The sequence below is a fragment of the Bauldia litoralis genome, assembly GCF_900104485.1.
In the GTDB taxonomy this organism is placed as follows: Bacteria; Pseudomonadota; Alphaproteobacteria; order Rhizobiales; family Kaistiaceae; genus Bauldia; species Bauldia litoralis.
Window position 1 is genome coordinate 474,947 of sequence record NZ_FMXQ01000002.1, and the last position, 16,484, is coordinate 491,430.

Here is a 16,484-nt window from a genome sequence, read left to right on the forward strand (position 1 = left end):
AAATGAGACGGCAAAACCGCCGCTCTCGCCCCTTGATAATCCGCGATTCGCCCACCTGCCACCCGGGCCGCCCGACGGCCGTTTCCGTCGCCTGAGCGATGCGATACGTAGGGTCTGTGGCCACCCGCAAGCTCCCGCCAGACCCCGGAGTCCCGCCGCATGAAACGCATCGTCGCCCCGGCCGGCCAGCGCACCCGCATCCTCCGCATGCTGTCCGACAGCATCCCGCAGACGGTGCGCTTCACCGCCCGGCGGGTCGACGGCGGCGGACCGCCCGAGGGCACGGTGGAGATTTCTCGAACCCGCTGGTTCGTCCGCCAGCCGACGGAGATCCGCCCTCTCGAGCCGGACCAGGCGATCCCCAAGGGTTTCGCCGACGTCGACTATGCCATCGACGTGACGCCGCGAGCCGACACCGAAATCGTCTTCCAGAGCCGCCATTTCCGCATGTCGGCGCTGGTCTGGGTCATCGCCGCCGTCATCGTCCTGGCGGTTATCTCGGCGGTGGTCGTCCCGCTGCTCCTCTGACGGTCGGCGGCGTCAACCCGGCACGCCCTGGACGAAGCGCAGCGACTCGACCGTCGAACTCGTGCCGCCGGCCACCACGCTGAACGATCCGTCGGTCTCAAGCACCACTGCTGCGACATCGTCGAGCCGGGCGATCCCTTCGCTGCGCACCGCGGACAAGATCTCCTCTTCGCTCACCCGCTCCCGCCGCATCGTCGGCAGGAAGCGTCCCTGGAAGTAGAGCAGCGTCGGCTCCGACTTGACGAGGTCCTGGAACCACCTCACCCGCACCGAGGTGAAGGCGACCGCGAATTGCAGGCCACAGAGCAACACCATCGCAAACAACCCCTCCGCCAGGGAGACCTCGCTCGACAGGAGCGCTGTCGCCAGCACCGAACCGAGCGCAACGGTGACCACCAGGTCGAAGGCGTTCATCTTGGAAAGGGTGCGCTTGCCGGTCGTCCGCAGCAGCAGGACCAGCCCGGCATAGGCGGCAGTCCCGACGACCAAGACGCGAAACAGGTCGTACCAGCTGTCGAAGATCATCGCCCTGGGGCCTCCATGATGCGGAACACCCGGCCGGGCGCATCTTGGTGACAACCGCGCCGGTTGCGGAAGGTTCCCGCCACCCGCCACGCCGACGCCCGAACGCCTTGACGTCGGCGCCGCGAACCGCGACCGATAGCCGATGACGACGACCGACCTCATCCTGCCCGACCGGCGCGGCGACGAAGCCGCCTTCCGCCAGGCCGTGCGCCAGCTTCGCGATCACCTGCTCGGCGCGGTCGACATCGACATGGCGATCATGCTCAACGGTCAGCCCTTCACCATCACCTGGGGCGACCGCCGCCACGCCGCCACCGACGAAGCCGCCTTTTCGATCGCTTCCGGCATGCGGGTCATGGAAGGCACCGAGACCAACCCCGCCGAGATCGTCTCGTCCGGCGAGGAGCAGATCACCATCGTCATCGACGGCGAACGCCTCGTCTTCCACCTCGTCGAGGTCAAGGACAGGGAGCCGGACGAAGTCGCCGCGCCCCCCAGGGCGCTGCGCTGACAGTAGGACAGCCCCCACCGCTCATCCCCGCGAAAGCGGGGACCCAGCCCTGGCCAAGCCGGACAAGGAAAAGTCTGGATCCCCGCTTTCGCGGGGACGAACGGTCTGGGGAAATGTCAAACCCGGCTCGCTGCAATAAGAGCGCTCCCCTAAGCCCAGCCCTCTCCAGAGCGCACCACGCCCCTTTCCCCCTCGACGTCATCTCCGCAACGCGCGGGATCCAGTACACACTGCCGGCCTGCAACGATTCTCGACCGCAACTACCCCGCAAGAGCCCACTCCGCGCTCCACCACCACGCCCCCGACGGCCTCGCATCGGTCCATCAGAGAGCCGCCCCAGGCCAGGTCACGCCTCCTCTACCCCAAGCAAACCGCTACAAATGCCCCCCTCACAAACCGCCACGCCGCAAACCATCCCTCGTCGCCACCCTATATTAACTATCCGTTAACCACGTTGCAGCGACAACATGTAAACGTTCATTAACTCTGGTTAACGCACCGTGTCTCTCGCCTTCGCCGCCAGTTCGGGCATACGTCTCGCCGGTCGCTCCTTCCTCGCCTTCGTGCTGGAGCCAATGCCGCCGGTCGCCGGGTGGCTCGCCGATCTCGACGCCGTCGCCAGCCAGTCCCTCTCCTTCTTCGCCAACCGGCCGGTGGTGCTCAACCTCGCCCGCCTCGAGCCCGACCGCGAGGAAACCAACGCCATCATCGACGCGCTGAAGCTGCGCAACATCCGGGTCATTGCCGTCGAAGGCGTCGATCCGTCATGGGTCGATCCATCGCTCGCCCCGCTCGGCAGCGGCAAGGAGACCGGCAAGGTCGTCGACTTCCCGAATGCCGCGCCGCGCGCTCAGGCCCGTCCTGCCGCGCCGGCCGCCACGCCGAAGGGATCAACGACGATCGACCGTCCGGTTCGTTCGGGCCAGTCGATCTTTCATCCCGAAGGCGACGTCATCGTTCTCGGCTCGGTTTCCTCCGGCGCCGAAATCATCGCCGGCGGCTCGGTCCATGTCTACGGAACGCTGCGCGGCCGCGTCCTGGCCGGCGCCACAGGCAATCCGGGCGCATTGATCTTCTGCCGCAAGTACCAGGCTGAACTGGTGTCGATTGACGGCAGCTACATGACGGCGGAGCAAAGCCCGCCGGAACTGATCGGCAAGCCGGTGCAGATCCGGCTGCGGAACGACGCAATTGTGGCGGATATTCTCGATTAACCAAGGAGCAGGGGCAGAGATGGGGACGGTAATCACAGTCACTTCCGGCAAGGGCGGCGTAGGCAAGACGACGTCGTCGGCGGCCCTCGGCGCGGCACTCGCGCAGACGGGCGATTCCGTGGCGCTGGTCGATTTCGATGTCGGACTGCGCAATCTCGATCTGGTGCTCGGCGCCGAACGCCGGGTCGTCTATGACTTCGTCAACGTCATCCAGGGCCAGGCAAAGCTGTCCCAGGCGCTGATCCGGGACAAGCGGATCGACACGCTGCATCTCCTCGCCGCCTCCCAGACCCGTGACAAGGACGCGCTCACCGAGGAAGGCGTCGAGGCCGTCGTCAACGCCTTGCGCAAGACCTTCGACTGGGTGATCTGCGACAGCCCCGCCGGCATCGAGCGCGGCGCGCTGCTCGCAATGCGCCACGCCGACATGGCGATCGTCGTCACGAACCCCGAGGTCTCGTCGGTGCGCGATTCCGATCGCATCATCGGCCTTCTCGACGCCCGCACGATCAAGGCCGAAAACGGCGAGTCGATGGAGAAGCACGTCCTTATTACCCGCTACGATCCCGCCCGCGCGGCGCGCGGCGACATGCTGGCAATCGATGACGTTCTCGAAATCCTTTCCCTGCCGCTGATCGGCATCGTCCCGGAAAGCCCGTCGGTGCTCAAGGCATCGAACCTCGGCCTGCCGGTGGTGCTTGCCGATCCGTCGAGCGACTCGGCCCGGGCCTACGCCGACGCGGCCAAGCGCATCAAGGGCGAAAGCATCGAGATGGCGGTGCCCAGCGTCAAGAAGAGCTTGTTTGGGGGCCTGTTCCGGAGGGCAGCCTGATGATTTTGCGTTTCTTCAAGCTACGGCGTTCAGCGCCGGTTGCCAGGGACCGACTCAAGGTCCTGCTGGCTCACGAACGGGCGATGACGGGCCGGCCGGACCTGATCGCGGTGCTGCGCGAGGAAATCCTCGCCGTCATCCGCAAGCATGTCCCCGTCGATCCGGGCAAGGTCAACGTTCGCGCCGACCAGGCTGGCACGACATCGACGCTCAGCGTCGATATCGAATTGTCGACAATGAAGCCGCCAACGGCCGCCGCCGCATAGGCGTCGGCCCGGAGCCCGTTTCGTCGTGACCCGCTGCTAGCGGTGTGCGAAGCCCGGGGGATACGGTTTGCCGCAAAGCCAGAAGTAGTTGCGGTGTTTCGGGCTCCAGATGAAGCAATTGACGAAATCCCAGGGGTTCTGGTTGATCCCGCGCCATGCCTGGTGCCGGGTTCTCGACGTATAGCCATTGTTGGCCGCCAGCACCGGGGCGGCGGTGACCATGACCGCGGCGGCGAGAAGGACAATGGCGACAGCATGTCTGTGCATTACGGCTCCTGTCAGGGATTCTGGTTGGCTCATTGTAGCCGCTTCGGCTGCCAACTGGAAATTCTTCACGAGCCACCCTTAATCGTCTCTTGAAAGCATGCATCGGCGATCCCACGTGCGCGTCCTTCGCCTCGCGGAGATCAAAAGGCAATGCTGGACCAACCGGTCCGGACCGACCCCGATAACGCCCCAACGGGCCCCGGGGAAACCAGGTTCGATCGTATCTACCGGCTCATTGGCTGGGCCGTGGTTCTCTTATTCTGTATCGGGGGGATGATTTATGCGGCGCTCGACTGATCCCTGATTCCTGGCGCTGACAACGCCCGGTGAATGCAAAAGCCAGCGCGGCCACCGCCCGCTGGCTGATGGTGGATCATTGTGTTAACACCCGCGCCGCGGCGACGACGCCCGCGGCTCTGACAGGATCGGCATGCTCAAAGGCTGGCCGGCGATTCTCACTCTCGGCTGGATTTTGCTGGCGCTGTCGATCGCGGCCGCTGGAGTGGCGCTCTATTCGCTGGTCGCTCGCGACGGACTTTCGCCGCTTTTCGCCGAGGTTGCGGCGATCACCGCCGGCGTCGGCGGCACATGCGTCCTGTCGACCATCGGACGCACCTTTGAACTCCGCTTCCGTGACGCGACCCTGCTGACGGTCCTGGCCTGGTTCGCCGTCCCGGCCTTCATCGCCCTGCCCTATCTGGCGGACCCGCTCGACCTGTCCCTCGCCGACGCCTATTTCGAGGCCGTCTCCGGGCTCACCACGACTGGCGCGACGGTACTGACCGGCCTCGACGACCTGCCCCATTCGCTGCTCCTCTGGCGCTCGCTCAGCCAGTGGATCGGCGGCATGGGCATCATCGGCTTCGCCATCCTCATCCTGCCCTTCCTCAAGATCGGCGGCATGCAACTGTTCCGGCTCGAATTCTCCGACCGCTCGGACAAGCGCCTCCCCCGCGCCCGGTCGATCGCCCTCGTCGTCGCCGAGATCTATGTCGGGCTCACCGTACTCTGCTTCCTCGCCTACCGCGTTCTCGGCATGGACGCCTTCGACGCGCTCAACCATGCCCTGACCACCCTGCCGACCGGCGGCTTCTCGACCCATGATTCGTCCTTCGGCTATTTCGACAGCGCGCCCCTGCAATGGGCCAGCGTGCTGTTCATGATCCTGGCGTCGCTGCCCTTCCTCGCCTATTTCCGCTTCATCCAGCGCGGCGCGTTGCGCGACCGCATCGATCCGCAGGTCGAGGCTTTTCTCCTCACAATCGTCGCCGCCACCGTCCTCTTCTCCACCTGGCTGGTGACCAGCCAGGCCCTCGGTGTCGGCGAGGCGCTGACGGAATCGACCTTCAACATCGTCTCGATCGTCACCACCACCGGCTATGCCTCGCTCGACTATCTCGGCTGGGGCACCTTCGCCGCCGTCTGGTTCTTCATCCTGACCTTCGTCGGCGGCTGCACCGGCTCGACCGCCGGCGGCTTGAAGATCTTCCGCTTCCAGATGGCGTCGCGCATCGTCGGCCGGCACATCAGTCACACGATCCACCCCCACGCCGTCCTGCCACTGCGCTACGGCGGCCGGCTGGTCTCCGACGAGCAGGTCGGCTCGATCACCGTCTTTGTCGCGCTCTACCTGGCGACGATCGCCGTCATCTCGGTGATGCTGGCCATCCTCGGCCTCGACCCGTCCACCGCCCTTTCGGCCGCCGCAACAGCCGTCGGCAATGTCGGCCCGGGCGTCGGGTCAATCATCGGTCCGGCCGGCACCTTCGCTTCGCTGCCGGAGAGCGCCAAGGTCATCCTGTCGGTCGCGATGGTGATGGGTCGGCTGGAAATCCTCAGCGTGCTCTTGCTGATGTTCCCCGCCTTCTACCGCTGACCCGGGGGGCAAGTTTCTGCAAAGTCCTCGAAAGCCGCACCGGATCGAGCGTCGAGAGGATCGTCACCGCGCCGGTCACCTGGATGCGCTTGGTCACGGCATCGACCGCCGCCATCATGATTGCGGGCGACGCGATGGCGATGTCGAGCCGGCGATCCTCGCCGAATCTGTAGCGCCCGATTTCCACGGTGCCCTTCCCTCTTCGCGAAGGCAAGACGCCAGCCGCGAACGGGCCTTGCGTCAATGTTGATCTCGATCAACGTCGGCAAGATGCCGTCCGCGCAGGATTCTCCGATCGAGACCGACGGAGCGACTCCCATGCCGACCGAAACCATCCTCGTCATCGTTGGCGTCATCGCCGCTTTTGGCGTCCAGTCCGTAACCCTGCTTTACGCTGACCACGCCACCCGCAATCGCTGATCCACCAGAGCCTGCATCTCTGCCAACCGGCGAAGCGCCTGCCTGCCGGTGGTCTGGCTGCTGCGCCATTTTCTGCTGAACGCCCTTGTCTTCGCGCGATCTCGGCTGACGACGGCCGCGATTGCGAACTATTCTCATTTTAGCTCTTGCATTTGTTGCGAATAATTCTCAGTATCATTACCAACTGGGATCGCAACAGATGACGGCACTGGCTCTTCGTTCCGCACGCTCAATTCAGGCTCTCTGGGCCGAACGCTTTGCGCCCAACGGCCGCAAGCTGCTGATCGCCCTGCTGCTCGTCGCCCTGTTCGGCTCCTCACCCGAAATTCGCGCCCTCGTCATGCAGGCGATGGCCGACGCCTACCTTCAGGTCACCGTGTTTGTCGCCGTGACGCTGGCGCTTTTTTACGCCGTGGAGCGCGGACTGAACATCAACCTCGGTGAGGTGATGGCGAGAAACGCCAGGTGGCAGCCGGCTGTTGCCGCCCTGTTCGGCGCCCTGCCCGGCTGCGGCGGCGCCATTGTCGTGGTCACCCAATACACGCGCGGCTATGCCAGCTTCGGCGCGCTGATTTCGGTCCTGGTCTCGACCATGGGCGACGCTGCATTCCTGCTGATTGCCCGCGACCCGGAAAGCGCCGTCATCGTCCTCAGTATCAGCCTCGTCGCCGGCACGATCACCGGCATGATCGTCGATCGCCTGCATGGCCGCGACTTCATGCGCATGAAGATGGACGCCGATCCACTGGGCGCCGCCTGCCGCACCGGCCGGGGCCTGCTTCCGCCCGGCGGCAAGGTACTGTGGCTGTCCCTGCTGTTTCCCGGCACCATCCTCGGCGCGATGATCGCGTTCCAGGCCGACCCTGATGTCATCATCGGCATTCCCGGATTTACGCTGTGGTTCGGCTTCGCCGGCGCGGCCCTGTCGATCCTGCTCTGGGCGATCTCCGCCAACCACGTCAATGCGCTTGCCGGCCAGCACGAGGATATGGGCACGCGGATCACCGCCGACACCAATTTCGTCACCGCCTGGGTGGTGATGGCGTTCCTCACCTATGAGATCTTCGTCTACGCGCTCGGCGTCGATATCGGCACGCTGTTCCACGCCTGGGCGCCGGTGCTGCCGCTCGCCGCGATCCTGATCGGCTTCATCCCCGGCTGTGGCCCGCAGATCGTCGTCACGACGCTCTATCTCGCCGGCGCCATCCCCCTGTCGGCGCAGCTTGCCAACGGCATCGCCAATGACGGCGACGCCCTCTTCCCGGCAATTGCCCTGGCGCCGCGCGCCGCCGTTCTGGCCACGCTCTACTCCGCCATCCCCGCGGTGATTGTCGGCTACGGCTGGTTCTTCCTGTTCGAATAGAAAATATTAGCCAAATCCCGCTATCGGTCTGCCGTCGGCGACCGTGATCGTCGCGAGACGAGCGGGAAAGCCATGATCGAGACAATCGTCCATTCCTTCGTCACCCTGTTCGTGACGGCGGATCCGATCAGCATCGTCCCGCTGTTCATCGTCGTCACCGCCGGCCTCAACGCAGCTGAGCGCAACCAGGTCGCCCTCCGCTCGGTGCTGATCGCCGGTGTCATCCTCGTCGCCTTTGCGCTGCTGGGCGACGAAATCATCGCCTTCTTCGGCATCACGATCCAGGCGTTCGAAGTCGCCGGCGGGATGCTACTCTTCTTCACCGCCTTCGGCATGGTCTTCGGATCAAGTTCGAGTGAGCCGCAGAAACCCGGCGCCAATGCCGACGGCGCGCTGACCCAGATCGCGGTCTTCCCGCTGGCGATCCCGATGATGGCCGGCCCCGGCGCGATCTCGGCCACGATCCTGCTGTCCGCCCGCGCCCATGGCTGGCTCGGAATCGTCGAACTGGTCGCCGTCATCCTGGCGCTGATGGCCTTGATCTACGCCGTCCTGATGATGTCGGGCCGCATCGACCGGCTTCTCGGCGATACCGGCCGCGTCGTGGTCAGCAAGCTCCTCGGCGTCATTCTCGCCGCGCTTGCCATCCAGTTCATCGGCGACGGCGTCACCAAATTCGCTGAAGAAATCGCCAAGGCGGCGGCATAGCCGCGGCCTGCCGGGGATCAGTTCCCGGCCGCTGCATCGAGGCTGACCCGCATGGTCGCGCCACCGAAGGCGTGAACCTTGTCATGGGCAGCGACCTCGACCTCGGTCGTCCCCTCGGGAATCGCGACGCCGCTCAGGCTGCGGGTAAACGGCTGCTCGGTGTCATGGGGATGGAGCAGAGTCCGGGTGCCGAGCACGGTCCCGTCGAGGGCGCGCACCTCCCAGGCGTCGGCATAGTGGTCCCATCCGGCATCGTCATGGCGTACGGTGACGTCGAAGCGCCAGGTGCCGCCGGTCTCCGGCGTGGCCACCACGTCGATGACGTCGGCTTCGCCGGCAAACGCGGAGGCGGCGGGTGTCAGCAAAAGAAGAAACCCTAGGACGGCGCCGCGCATTAACCCGCTCCATTGTTGCATCCTTGGCAATCGACAGGGAATGTAGGTCAAATCGCCCGAGAGACCACCCGAGAGAGGAATCGCATGGCCGCCCACGGGTCGAAAGTTGTCATTTACGCCGCCCTTGTCGGTAACGCCCTGATCGCGGTGACCAAGTTCGTCGCCGCCAGCATCACCGGCTCCTCGGCCATGATGTCGGAGGGCATCCACTCGCTGGTCGATACCGGCAACCAGGGCCTCCTGCTCTACGGATTGCGCCGGGCCGCCAAGCCGGCCGATGCGCGACATCCATTCGGCTACGGCGCAGAACTCTATTTCTGGGCCTTCGTCGTCGCCATCCTGATCTTCGCCGTCGGCTCCGGCGTCTCCTTCTACGAGGGCATTCACAAGATTTTCGATCCCCACCCGATCGAAAGCCCGTACATCAACTACATCGTTCTCGCTCTCGCCATCGTCTTCGAGGGCGTCGCCTGGACCATCGCCTATCGCAGTTTCGAGAAGACGCGCGGCGACCGCAGCCTGTTCGCCGCGGTCCGTCAGTCCAAGGATCCGACGATCTTCACGGTGCTGTTCGAGGATACCGCCGCGATGCTCGGTCTCATCGTCGCTTTCGTCGGCATCTACCTGTCGTCCACCTTCGACCTGCCCTGGGCCGACGGCGCCGCCTCGATCGGCATTGGCGTCATCCTCGCCGCCGCCGCCATCTTCCTGGCGATCGAGACCAAGGGCCTCTTGATCGGCGAAGCCGCTGCGCCGGACGTCGTCGAGACGATCCGCAAGATCGTCATGGCGACGCCCACCGTGTCGGGCATGAACGAGTTGCGGACCCTGCACCGTGGCCCGGAGGATATCCTCCTCGCCCTGTCGCTCGACTTCGAGGACAACCTCACCGCCGGCAAGGTCGAGGAAGCGATCCAGTCGCTGGAGACCGCGATCCGCGACCAGTTCCCGAGCGTCGGCCGCGTTTTCATCGAGGTCCAGTCGCGAAGCGGCCATGAGCAGTCGGTCCTCGCCGAACAGCAGCGGCTGGCGGACCCGACCCCGGACTGAATGCCGGAAAGGGCCGAATTCAGCCCTTTCGGTGTTGCACCCGGTGCTCGAATGCGGCTAACGTCCCGACAGGGCGTCAATTTGAAAATTCCGTGGGTTGGGGGGCTAGCCAAACCACAGGAATATTGACGCCATGAATGGCAGTTTTGAGGATTTCCTCGACGCACTCCTTGCCTTCGAATCCGGGTGGGACCGGGACCGCTACGAAACCGGTATCATCCAGGACTGGCAGCTCGACCAATGGGCTGGCGGCGCCGTCGGCTCGTTCTTTTCAGGCTATACCAGCTGGTCGCAACTGACCGACGCCGAATGGGAGGCCATGGCCTACCGTTCGATGAATTCCTACGGTTTCGTCGGCTATCAGTTCGGCGAGGCGCTGCTCATCGACCTCGGCTATTACGACGACGATTTCTATTACGGCAACGGCGCCGCCACCAACACCTGGGACGGCGCATGGACCGGCAAGAACGGCGCCGACTCGCTTGACGCCTTCATGACCAAGGCGGTCCAGGATCTCGCGATCCGCGACGCCTTCGGTCACAACCTGAAGATCATCGAGGATGGACTCGCCGCCGCCGGCAAGTCGCTCGACGACTATCTCGGCACCACCCGCACCTACAGCCAGAACGGCATCGACATCTCGGTGCCGCTGACGCTCACCGGCATTCTCGCGGCGGCGCATCTGCGCGGCGCGCCGGCCACCGTCAGCCTTCTCCTCAACGATACGGTCAGCGCCGACGAATACGGCACCTCGATCCTGCAATATATCGAGCAGTTCGGCGGCTATGACGCACCCAGCATCGCCGAGGCGATCGCCTTCTTCGAGGATGGGCTGACCGGCGACGAGGGTTTGGGCACCCCGGGTGAAGCCGACCCGGGCGCCGGTTCCGGCGACGGCGGTGCGCCGGCAGGAAACGGAACGGCCGACGTGACGGCCGAGACCGCCGACGTGGCCATCACCTGGAACTGGGGCCAGGACACGGTGGTCGACGCCTTCGATCCCGCCACCGACACGATCTTCATCGACTGGTTCAACGCCGACCAGATCGAGATGACCGAGGTCGACGGTGGCGTCCGCTTCTGGATCGCCTCGAACAACCAGACGCTCCTCATCGCCGGCGTGACGCTCGCCGCTCTGTCGCCGGCAAATTTCACCATCCGCGACGACACCGCCGCGGCGGAGCTCCTTGGCGCGATCGGCGCATCCGATGACGGCGGCGGCGACACCGGTGACGGTGGTACTGGCGGGACTGACAACGGCGGCACCGACAACGGCGACACCGGGGGCACTAGCGACACCAACCAGGGCGAGACCGGTGGCGGCGACGCGACCGTCGCCGGCCACGGCACCGCCAACGTCACGGCGGCAACCGCCGATGTTGTCCTGACCTGGCAGTGGGGAACGCACAACGTCGTTTCCGGCTTCACCCCCGCCATCGACACCATCTTCGTCGACTGGTTCAACGCGGGCGAGATCGACATCGCGGAAACCGGCGGGAATGTCGTCTTCACCATGCCCGGCAACAACCAGTCGGTGACCCTTCAGGGTATCGGCCTGGCAGATCTTTCGCCGGCAAACTTCACCATCCTCCACGACACCGCGGCGGCCGAAATCCTCGGCGCCATCGGCGCCGATACCGGGCATGGCGATCACGACCACGGCTCCGACGCCGCGGTCATGCACATGGTCACCCTGATGTCGCCGTCCATGACGATCGACGACTTCGATCCGACCCGCGACATGATCCATATCGAGCAGGGCATCACCGATACCGGCCTCGAGATCAGCGACGCGACCGGCGACACCGTCATCGTCGTCACCGGCTACGACGGCAGTCAACTCAGCACCACGACGCTGACCGGGATCCGCCTGTCGGAGCTCACCCTTGCCAACTTCTCGATCGCCGAGACCTCGGCCCTGCACGAGGTCGCCGACGCCATCGGCGCGACGATCGACGAGCCCGAGGTGAGCGGCAGCGGTTTCCCGATCGTCTATGACAGCGACGGCTCGAACCCGGCGGCGATCACCGGCACCACAGACGCCGGCGGCCTCATCTATCGCATCGACTTCTACGCCGACGACATCGTCGCCTTCGACGCCGCGAAGGACCGCATCGACGTCGGCGATACCTCCGTCCACAACCTGATCGCGTTGAAGACACCGGACGGCGAATTCGGCATGGACAATCCCTGGGGACCCGACATGCAGATCCTGCAAGGGGTTCCCTTCGCCGACCTGACGATCGCCACCCTCGGCCTGGTCGGCAACGAGCACCTCCGCCAGGACATCGGCGGCGTCTTTTCCTGGGAGCTCGGCGCCGGGCCACGCGACGACGACACTGTCTATATCCGCTCGCACGAATACGGCGTCCACACGGTGATCGACAACTTCGACCCGGCGACCATGAAGATCAGCTTCCTCTACTACGGCACCCGCGAGCGCCTCTCCGTCGAGGACTCCGACGCAGGGCTGGTGATCAGCACCCTGCCCTCGGGCCAGAGTTTCGTCTTCACCGACCTCAGCCTCGCCGATCTCCAGCCCGGCAATGTCGAGTTCCACCACGACCAGGTGATCGAGGACAATCTCGAGGTGCCCTTCGGCTTCTCCCAGGACGACGTCACCCTAGTCTCCCGCGCCGACCTTCTGACCCCCGAAGGCCCGGCCGGCCAGATCACCGACGGCCATCAGACCCGGGTCGGCGTCGGCGCACCGGGCAGCGACGCCCCCGTCGATCCGGCCCCCGATCCCGTCGATCCAGATCCTGTCGATCCAGACCCTGTCGACCCCGGCGACGGGAGCGGCGGCGGCACGCCCGACGGCCAGGTCGATGTCCACCACCTCACCTGGAACTGGGCGGCGATCGAAACGATCTCCGGCTTCGCGGCCAGCGAGGACGTGCTCGACTTCGGCAACCTGTCGGCAAGCCACATCGCCATTACCGAATCCGGTGGCGACCTCTTTCTCAAGGTCGTCGACAATGGCGGGCATGTCTATGTCATCAAGGACACCGAGGCCGAGGACCTCGGCCTCGCCAACCTCACCGCGCCGGAGTGGAGCGCCGTCCTGACCGCCCCGGGCGGCGTCTACGCCCAACTTGCAGCCCTCGGAAACGAGGACCTGGTCTAAGCCCGCGCCACCGGCCCGGCCGCCCCGGCGGTCGGGCCGGTGCGCCCGCTTCCCCCGTCATTGACCCCTGCCGCCCCAGCCGCGACTATCGTCGGCGCGCGCCCGCGCGCCCAGCCATCACTCTCGCCTCTCGCAGGAGAAACAGGTTTGCGTCTGGCCACGGTTCTCCGCAGGGTCTTTTCCTGGGCAATGGCGCTCAGCATGCTGCCGGTGGTCATCGCCGTCCTGCTCAGCGGCTACATCACCTACCGCTATAACGCGGTGCTCAACGAGACCCGGCAACTCATCCAGCATTCGCTGGAAACCACGACCGCGATCGACGACCTGATGCTCGACCTTCAGGATCTGGAGACGGGCCAGCGCGGGTACATCATCACCGGCGAGCCCGCCTATCTCGAGCCCTTCGAGACAGCCCGCCGCGATGTCGAAACCGATTTCGCGCACTTGCGCGCCCTGGTCGCGAACGATCCGGAGCAGACCGCCCACGTCCACGAGATCGGTGGCCTGGTCAAGACGAAAATGGCCGAGCTCGTCGCCACCATCGCGGTCCGTCGCGACCGGGGTTTCGCCGCGGCCCAGCCGCTCGTCGCCAACGACATCGGCAAGACGACCATGGACCAGATCCGGAGGGAAGTGGACGCCATGCGCGATGCCGAGGCCGCCAGCCTCACCGAGAATACCGGGCGCATGCGCGGCGTCGAACACCACGTCATCCTTGTCGTTGCCCTGACCATCGGACTCAGCCTGATCGGCCGGCTGATCGGGTTCGTCATGCTGGTCTGGTGGCGCTCGCGCCCGAAACGCCCGCGCCACCCCGCCGCGTGACCACCGTCACCCGGCCCGCGCCAGCCGCGCCGCCTCCCGCCACGGTTCGATCGTCCAGTAGCTGGTGGCAAGGCCCGACGGCGACGGCAGGACGATCAGCCCGGTCGCGCCGAGCGTCGCCGCCTGCAATCCGTAGGAGAGCCGCCCGGTCGGGCGCTTGAGGAAAAGGCTTGCCGCCTTCTTGCTGGTGAAGGCAAGGTACCGGGGCGACACGGCGCCGATCCTCATGGCGAGATCGGCGATATCCGCGTCCGTCACCACCAGGTCGCTGTCCTGCCCGACATGCGCCTTGGCGACGTCGGTCAGGCCGATGTCATGGTCGATGACGGTCGCAAAGTCATGCGGGTCGAACTGGCGGGGCGTCAGGCCGACGGCATGGAGCGTCGGCCAGAAGCGGTTGCCCGGCTTGGCGTAATAGGCGCCGACTTCGGCCGACCGCCGTCCCGCGCCGGTCCCGCAGAAAACGATGCGGAGCCCGGGCCGGAGCACGTCCGGCAGGACAGCCATCGTCGCGGGCGCTCGTGGCTAGCGCCTAGAACGGGATCTCGTCGTCGAGTTCCTCGGCATAGGAACCACCTCCACCGCCACCGCCGCCGGAACGCCCGGCATCCGGGCCGCCGCCGGACTCCATCGGCGAGGAGCGCCCGAAGTCGCTGCCGCCGCGCTCGCCACCCATGGACTCGCCGGGCCGGTCGAGGAAGGTCAGGTCGCCGCGGAAACGCTGGATCACGACCTCGGTCGTGTAGCGATCCTGGCCGCTCTGGTCCTGCCACTTGCGGGTCTGAAGCTGCCCTTCGACATAGACCTTGGAGCCCTTCTTCAGATACTGCTCGGCGACCTTGGCGAGGTTCTCGTTGAAGATCACCACGTTATGCCACTCGGTCCGCTCCTGCCGCTCGCCGCTATTCTTGTCGCGCCAGGATTCCGACGTCGCGATGCGCAGGTTGACCACCGGCGAGCCGGAATTCAGCCGCCTGACTTCCGGATCGCGGCCCAGATTGCCGACCAGAATGACCTTGTTGACACTGCCCGCCATCGCTTGACCTTTCTCTGTCCCTCGCTTTGCCGACGACCCTACGCCTCCGGGCGTCCGTCGTCGCCATGCGGACGCCTTATCCACACATCAAGTTTGTTCTTCTTATGTTCGCTTTCGCGATCGATCCTGTCAACCGTGCGGCAGGCAGACCGGCACTAGGCAAGGTTGTCGCTCATCCATGCTGCGCCGAAGCGCACGATGTCCGCGGCGTCGATCAGTTCGCTGTCGGCGCGGCCCACCTTGCCCGTCCTGGCGCGACCGGTCTCCCGGTAGGCCTTGAGGATCAGGGCGAAATAATCCTCGCCATCCCAGGCGACGATGCCGTTCTCGTCATCGAGGCTCTCGACGCTGCGGGTCTCGGGACCGTCCGGGCTCATCACCCGGTAATGCCGCCGCACCCGCCGCTTCTCAGGCAGGTCGGCGAGATACTCCGCGTAGTGCAGCACAGTGGTGGTATCCGGGCTCGCGCCAAGCCGCAGCACCCGGCCACCCATTTGGCAAAGCCTGTCCAGCGGCGAATCCGGGCCGTAATAGTCGTCCCAGGGACTGTTGCGCAGGAGTTCTGCCCCGCGAGCACCGCGGGCGGCGAACCGACCGGACGGGTTGTCGTTGACCATCGTCCCCGGCGCGATCCGAAACGCCTCGGCGAGATAGCCGACCTCGGGCAGCACCGGCGACGTCAGCGGATCATAAGGAGCAACCTCAGCCAGCAGCGCCGCGCGCTCGGCTTCCGGCTTCTGGTTGACCCATTCATGCGCGACCACTGCGCCGAGGATCATCATCAGTGTCCCGTCAGGCCCGACCGCCGTGTCCAGCGCCGCGATGACGCCCGCCGCGCCGCCCTCGACCGGTCCGATCGCCCGCAACGATGCGTGGATCATCAACGCTTCGCCGGGCCGCACGCCGAGGCGGACGAGATCCGCCGCCAGTGCGCTTGAAGAGATGAGTCCGTCGCTCATCGGTCGCCTCAACAGCTACCTTGAAACAGGCCAAAAGCCTCCGCAGCTAATCTGCGATTGCGGCGAATACTCGGCGCGGAGACCCCTGCCGTATTTATCTTTTTTCCGCTTGGGGCGGCCATGCGCCGGGATTAGAATCGCGTCTGGAAAGACACCGGTCCAGGGGACCGCGCGCCTTCCGCAGCCGGGCGCCGCCCGGGCCTGCCGGCGCCCGCCCGCAAGCCGTCTCGACCACAAAGGAAAATGGAATGAAACGCGTTCTCGTGTCGGCAGTCGTTGCTGCCGTCCTTTCAATCTCGTCCGCGGCGATCGCCGCCCCCCAGCAGGCCGGCGGCAAGGTGAAGACCTACGACGCGGCGAAGCATGAACTCAGCCTCACCGGCAAGAAGAACACGGACATCGTCTACTTTGTCCCCGCCACGGTAACCGACCCCGGCCTGAAGCCCGGCGCCCGTGTCACCGTCACCTGGGACCTGGTCGATGGCAAGCACACGGTCAGCGACGTGAAGCTGAAGCCGAAGAAGACCAAGCCGGCCAAGCCCGCCAAACCGGCAAAGCCGGCGACCAATTGATCCTGAGGGC

19 protein-coding genes are annotated in these 16,484 nt (G+C 65.6%); 12 read left to right on the forward strand and 7 right to left on the reverse strand.

Features of this window, described 5'->3' with window-relative positions:
- Positions 1–159: 159 nt before the first annotated feature.
- Positions 160–528, forward strand: coding sequence for a hypothetical protein (locus BLT60_RS06190; protein WP_090875521.1), 369 nt, complete (start codon positions 160–162; stop codon positions 526–528).
- Positions 529–540: 12 nt separating this feature from the next.
- On the opposite strand, the gene BLT60_RS06195 is transcribed toward BLT60_RS06190, so the two are convergent.
- Complete coding sequence (locus BLT60_RS06195) at positions 541–1,053, reverse strand: DUF421 domain-containing protein (protein ID WP_090875522.1); 513 nt, start codon at positions 1,051–1,053, stop codon at positions 541–543.
- Between the two features lie 142 nt (positions 1,054–1,195).
- On the opposite strand from BLT60_RS06195, the gene BLT60_RS06200 reads away from it, so the two are divergent.
- The 4 genes from BLT60_RS06200 to minE all read left to right on the forward strand — a co-directional run bounded on the left by BLT60_RS06200 (position 1,196) and on the right by minE (position 3,876).
- On the forward strand, positions 1,196–1,564 hold the full coding sequence (locus BLT60_RS06200) for a hypothetical protein (RefSeq protein WP_090875523.1): 369 nt from the start codon (positions 1,196–1,198) through the stop codon (positions 1,562–1,564).
- Positions 1,565–2,064: 500 nt separating this feature from the next.
- Positions 2,065–2,778 (forward strand): septum site-determining protein MinC, encoded by a 714-nt coding sequence (minC, locus tag BLT60_RS06205; RefSeq protein ID WP_090875524.1) that lies wholly within the window; start codon positions 2,065–2,067, stop codon positions 2,776–2,778.
- 19 nt (positions 2,779–2,797) lie between these two features.
- The gene (minD, locus tag BLT60_RS06210; RefSeq protein ID WP_090875525.1) at positions 2,798–3,610 is read left to right on the forward strand and encodes a septum site-determining protein MinD; all 813 of its coding nucleotides are present in this window, start codon (positions 2,798–2,800) and stop codon (positions 3,608–3,610) included.
- Positions 3,607–3,876: a cell division topological specificity factor MinE gene (gene minE, locus BLT60_RS06215; protein ID WP_090875526.1), complete on the forward strand. Its 270-nt coding sequence runs from the start codon at positions 3,607–3,609 to the stop codon at positions 3,874–3,876. Before minD ends, minE begins: the two co-directional genes overlap by 4 nt.
- A gap of 36 nt (positions 3,877–3,912) precedes the next feature.
- Here minE and BLT60_RS06220 read toward each other — a convergent pair whose 3' ends face one another.
- Positions 3,913–4,143, reverse strand: a complete 231-nt coding sequence (locus BLT60_RS06220; RefSeq protein WP_090875527.1) for a hypothetical protein — start codon at positions 4,141–4,143, stop codon at positions 3,913–3,915.
- A 430-nt stretch (positions 4,144–4,573) separates the two neighbouring features.
- Here BLT60_RS06220 and BLT60_RS06225 point away from each other — a divergent pair, with 430 nt between their 5' ends.
- On the forward strand, positions 4,574–6,019 hold the full coding sequence (locus tag BLT60_RS06225) for a TrkH family potassium uptake protein (RefSeq protein ID WP_090875528.1): 1,446 nt from the start codon (positions 4,574–4,576) through the stop codon (positions 6,017–6,019).
- Here the strand turns inward: BLT60_RS06225 and BLT60_RS23965 are convergent.
- Positions 5,979–6,206 carry an LLM class flavin-dependent oxidoreductase gene (locus tag BLT60_RS23965; RefSeq protein ID WP_210185550.1) on the reverse strand — a complete coding sequence of 76 codons (228 nt, stop codon included), beginning with the start codon at positions 6,204–6,206 and terminating at the stop codon, positions 5,979–5,981. The genes BLT60_RS06225 and BLT60_RS23965 overlap by 41 nt on opposite strands.
- 432 nt (positions 6,207–6,638) lie before the next feature.
- Here BLT60_RS23965 and BLT60_RS06230 point away from each other — a divergent pair, with 432 nt between their 5' ends.
- Together BLT60_RS06230 and BLT60_RS06235 are read left to right on the forward strand one after the other, a co-directional pair.
- Positions 6,639–7,802 (forward strand): putative manganese transporter, encoded by a 1,164-nt coding sequence (locus BLT60_RS06230; RefSeq protein ID WP_090875529.1) that lies wholly within the window; start codon positions 6,639–6,641, stop codon positions 7,800–7,802.
- Positions 7,803–7,874: 72 nt separating this feature from the next.
- Entirely contained in the window at positions 7,875–8,510 is a 636-nt protein-coding gene (locus BLT60_RS06235) for a MarC family protein (protein WP_090875530.1), read from the forward strand.
- Between the two features lie 17 nt (positions 8,511–8,527).
- On the opposite strand, the gene BLT60_RS06240 is transcribed toward BLT60_RS06235, so the two are convergent.
- Positions 8,528–8,905 (reverse strand): hypothetical protein, encoded by a 378-nt coding sequence (locus BLT60_RS06240; protein WP_090875531.1) that lies wholly within the window; start codon positions 8,903–8,905, stop codon positions 8,528–8,530.
- Positions 8,906–8,989: 84 nt separating this feature from the next.
- Between BLT60_RS06240 and BLT60_RS06245 the strand changes: the two genes are divergently transcribed.
- The 3 genes from BLT60_RS06245 (at position 8,990) to BLT60_RS06255 (ending at position 13,907) form a co-directional block, all read left to right on the forward strand.
- Complete coding sequence (locus BLT60_RS06245; RefSeq protein ID WP_090875532.1) at positions 8,990–9,955, forward strand: cation diffusion facilitator family transporter; 966 nt, start codon at positions 8,990–8,992, stop codon at positions 9,953–9,955.
- Between the two features lie 133 nt (positions 9,956–10,088).
- Positions 10,089–13,082 (forward strand): hypothetical protein, encoded by a 2,994-nt coding sequence (locus BLT60_RS24290; RefSeq protein ID WP_090875533.1) that lies wholly within the window; start codon positions 10,089–10,091, stop codon positions 13,080–13,082.
- A gap of 147 nt (positions 13,083–13,229) precedes the next feature.
- Entirely contained in the window at positions 13,230–13,907 is a 678-nt protein-coding gene (locus BLT60_RS06255; protein ID WP_139167766.1) for a CHASE3 domain-containing protein, read from the forward strand.
- Positions 13,908–13,913: 6 nt separating this feature from the next.
- On the opposite strand, the gene BLT60_RS06260 is transcribed toward BLT60_RS06255, so the two are convergent.
- From BLT60_RS06260 to BLT60_RS06270, 3 genes are all read right to left on the reverse strand, one after another.
- Complete coding sequence (locus BLT60_RS06260) at positions 13,914–14,414, reverse strand: mismatch-specific DNA-glycosylase (RefSeq protein ID WP_090875535.1); 501 nt, start codon at positions 14,412–14,414, stop codon at positions 13,914–13,916.
- A 25-nt stretch (positions 14,415–14,439) separates the two neighbouring features.
- Positions 14,440–14,943, reverse strand: coding sequence for a single-stranded DNA-binding protein (gene ssb, locus BLT60_RS06265; RefSeq protein ID WP_090875536.1), 504 nt, complete (start codon positions 14,941–14,943; stop codon positions 14,440–14,442).
- 155 nt (positions 14,944–15,098) lie between these two features.
- On the reverse strand, positions 15,099–15,902 hold the full coding sequence (locus BLT60_RS06270) for an AAC(3) family N-acetyltransferase (RefSeq protein WP_090875537.1): 804 nt from the start codon (positions 15,900–15,902) through the stop codon (positions 15,099–15,101).
- Positions 15,903–16,150: 248 nt separating this feature from the next.
- Between BLT60_RS06270 and BLT60_RS06275 the strand changes: the two genes are divergently transcribed.
- A complete protein-coding gene (locus tag BLT60_RS06275) occupies positions 16,151–16,474 on the forward strand; it encodes a hypothetical protein (protein ID WP_090875538.1) in 324 nt (107 codons plus the stop codon).
- Positions 16,475–16,484: the final 10 nt, after the last annotated feature.

Excerpts from the sequence above, each read along its gene's own strand:
- minD (WP_090875525.1), top strand. The coding sequence starts at position 2,798 with ATGGGGACGGTAATCACAGTCACTTCCGGCAAGGGCGGCGTAGGCAAG.
- ssb (WP_090875536.1), bottom strand. The coding sequence starts at position 14,943 with ATGGCGGGCAGTGTCAACAAGGTCATTCTGGTCGGCAATCTGGGCCGC.
- BLT60_RS06245 (WP_090875532.1), top strand. The coding sequence starts at position 8,990 with ATGGCCGCCCACGGGTCGAAAGTTGTCATTTACGCCGCCCTTGTCGGT.
- BLT60_RS06240 (WP_090875531.1), bottom strand. The coding sequence starts at position 8,905 with ATGCGCGGCGCCGTCCTAGGGTTTCTTCTTTTGCTGACACCCGCCGCC.
- BLT60_RS06200 (WP_090875523.1), top strand. The coding sequence starts at position 1,196 with ATGACGACGACCGACCTCATCCTGCCCGACCGGCGCGGCGACGAAGCC.
- BLT60_RS24290 (WP_090875533.1), top strand. The coding sequence starts at position 10,089 with ATGAATGGCAGTTTTGAGGATTTCCTCGACGCACTCCTTGCCTTCGAA.
- BLT60_RS06275 (WP_090875538.1), top strand. The coding sequence starts at position 16,151 with ATGAAACGCGTTCTCGTGTCGGCAGTCGTTGCTGCCGTCCTTTCAATC.
- BLT60_RS06225 (WP_090875528.1), top strand. The coding sequence starts at position 4,574 with ATGCTCAAAGGCTGGCCGGCGATTCTCACTCTCGGCTGGATTTTGCTG.
- BLT60_RS06260 (WP_090875535.1), bottom strand. The coding sequence starts at position 14,414 with ATGGCTGTCCTGCCGGACGTGCTCCGGCCCGGGCTCCGCATCGTTTTC.
- BLT60_RS06235 (WP_090875530.1), top strand. The coding sequence starts at position 7,875 with ATGATCGAGACAATCGTCCATTCCTTCGTCACCCTGTTCGTGACGGCG.
- BLT60_RS06190 (WP_090875521.1), top strand. The coding sequence starts at position 160 with ATGAAACGCATCGTCGCCCCGGCCGGCCAGCGCACCCGCATCCTCCGC.
- BLT60_RS06195 (WP_090875522.1), bottom strand. The coding sequence starts at position 1,053 with ATGATCTTCGACAGCTGGTACGACCTGTTTCGCGTCTTGGTCGTCGGG.
- BLT60_RS06270 (WP_090875537.1), bottom strand. The coding sequence starts at position 15,902 with ATGAGCGACGGACTCATCTCTTCAAGCGCACTGGCGGCGGATCTCGTC.
- BLT60_RS06220 (WP_090875527.1), bottom strand. The coding sequence starts at position 4,143 with ATGCACAGACATGCTGTCGCCATTGTCCTTCTCGCCGCCGCGGTCATG.
- BLT60_RS06230 (WP_090875529.1), top strand. The coding sequence starts at position 6,639 with ATGACGGCACTGGCTCTTCGTTCCGCACGCTCAATTCAGGCTCTCTGG.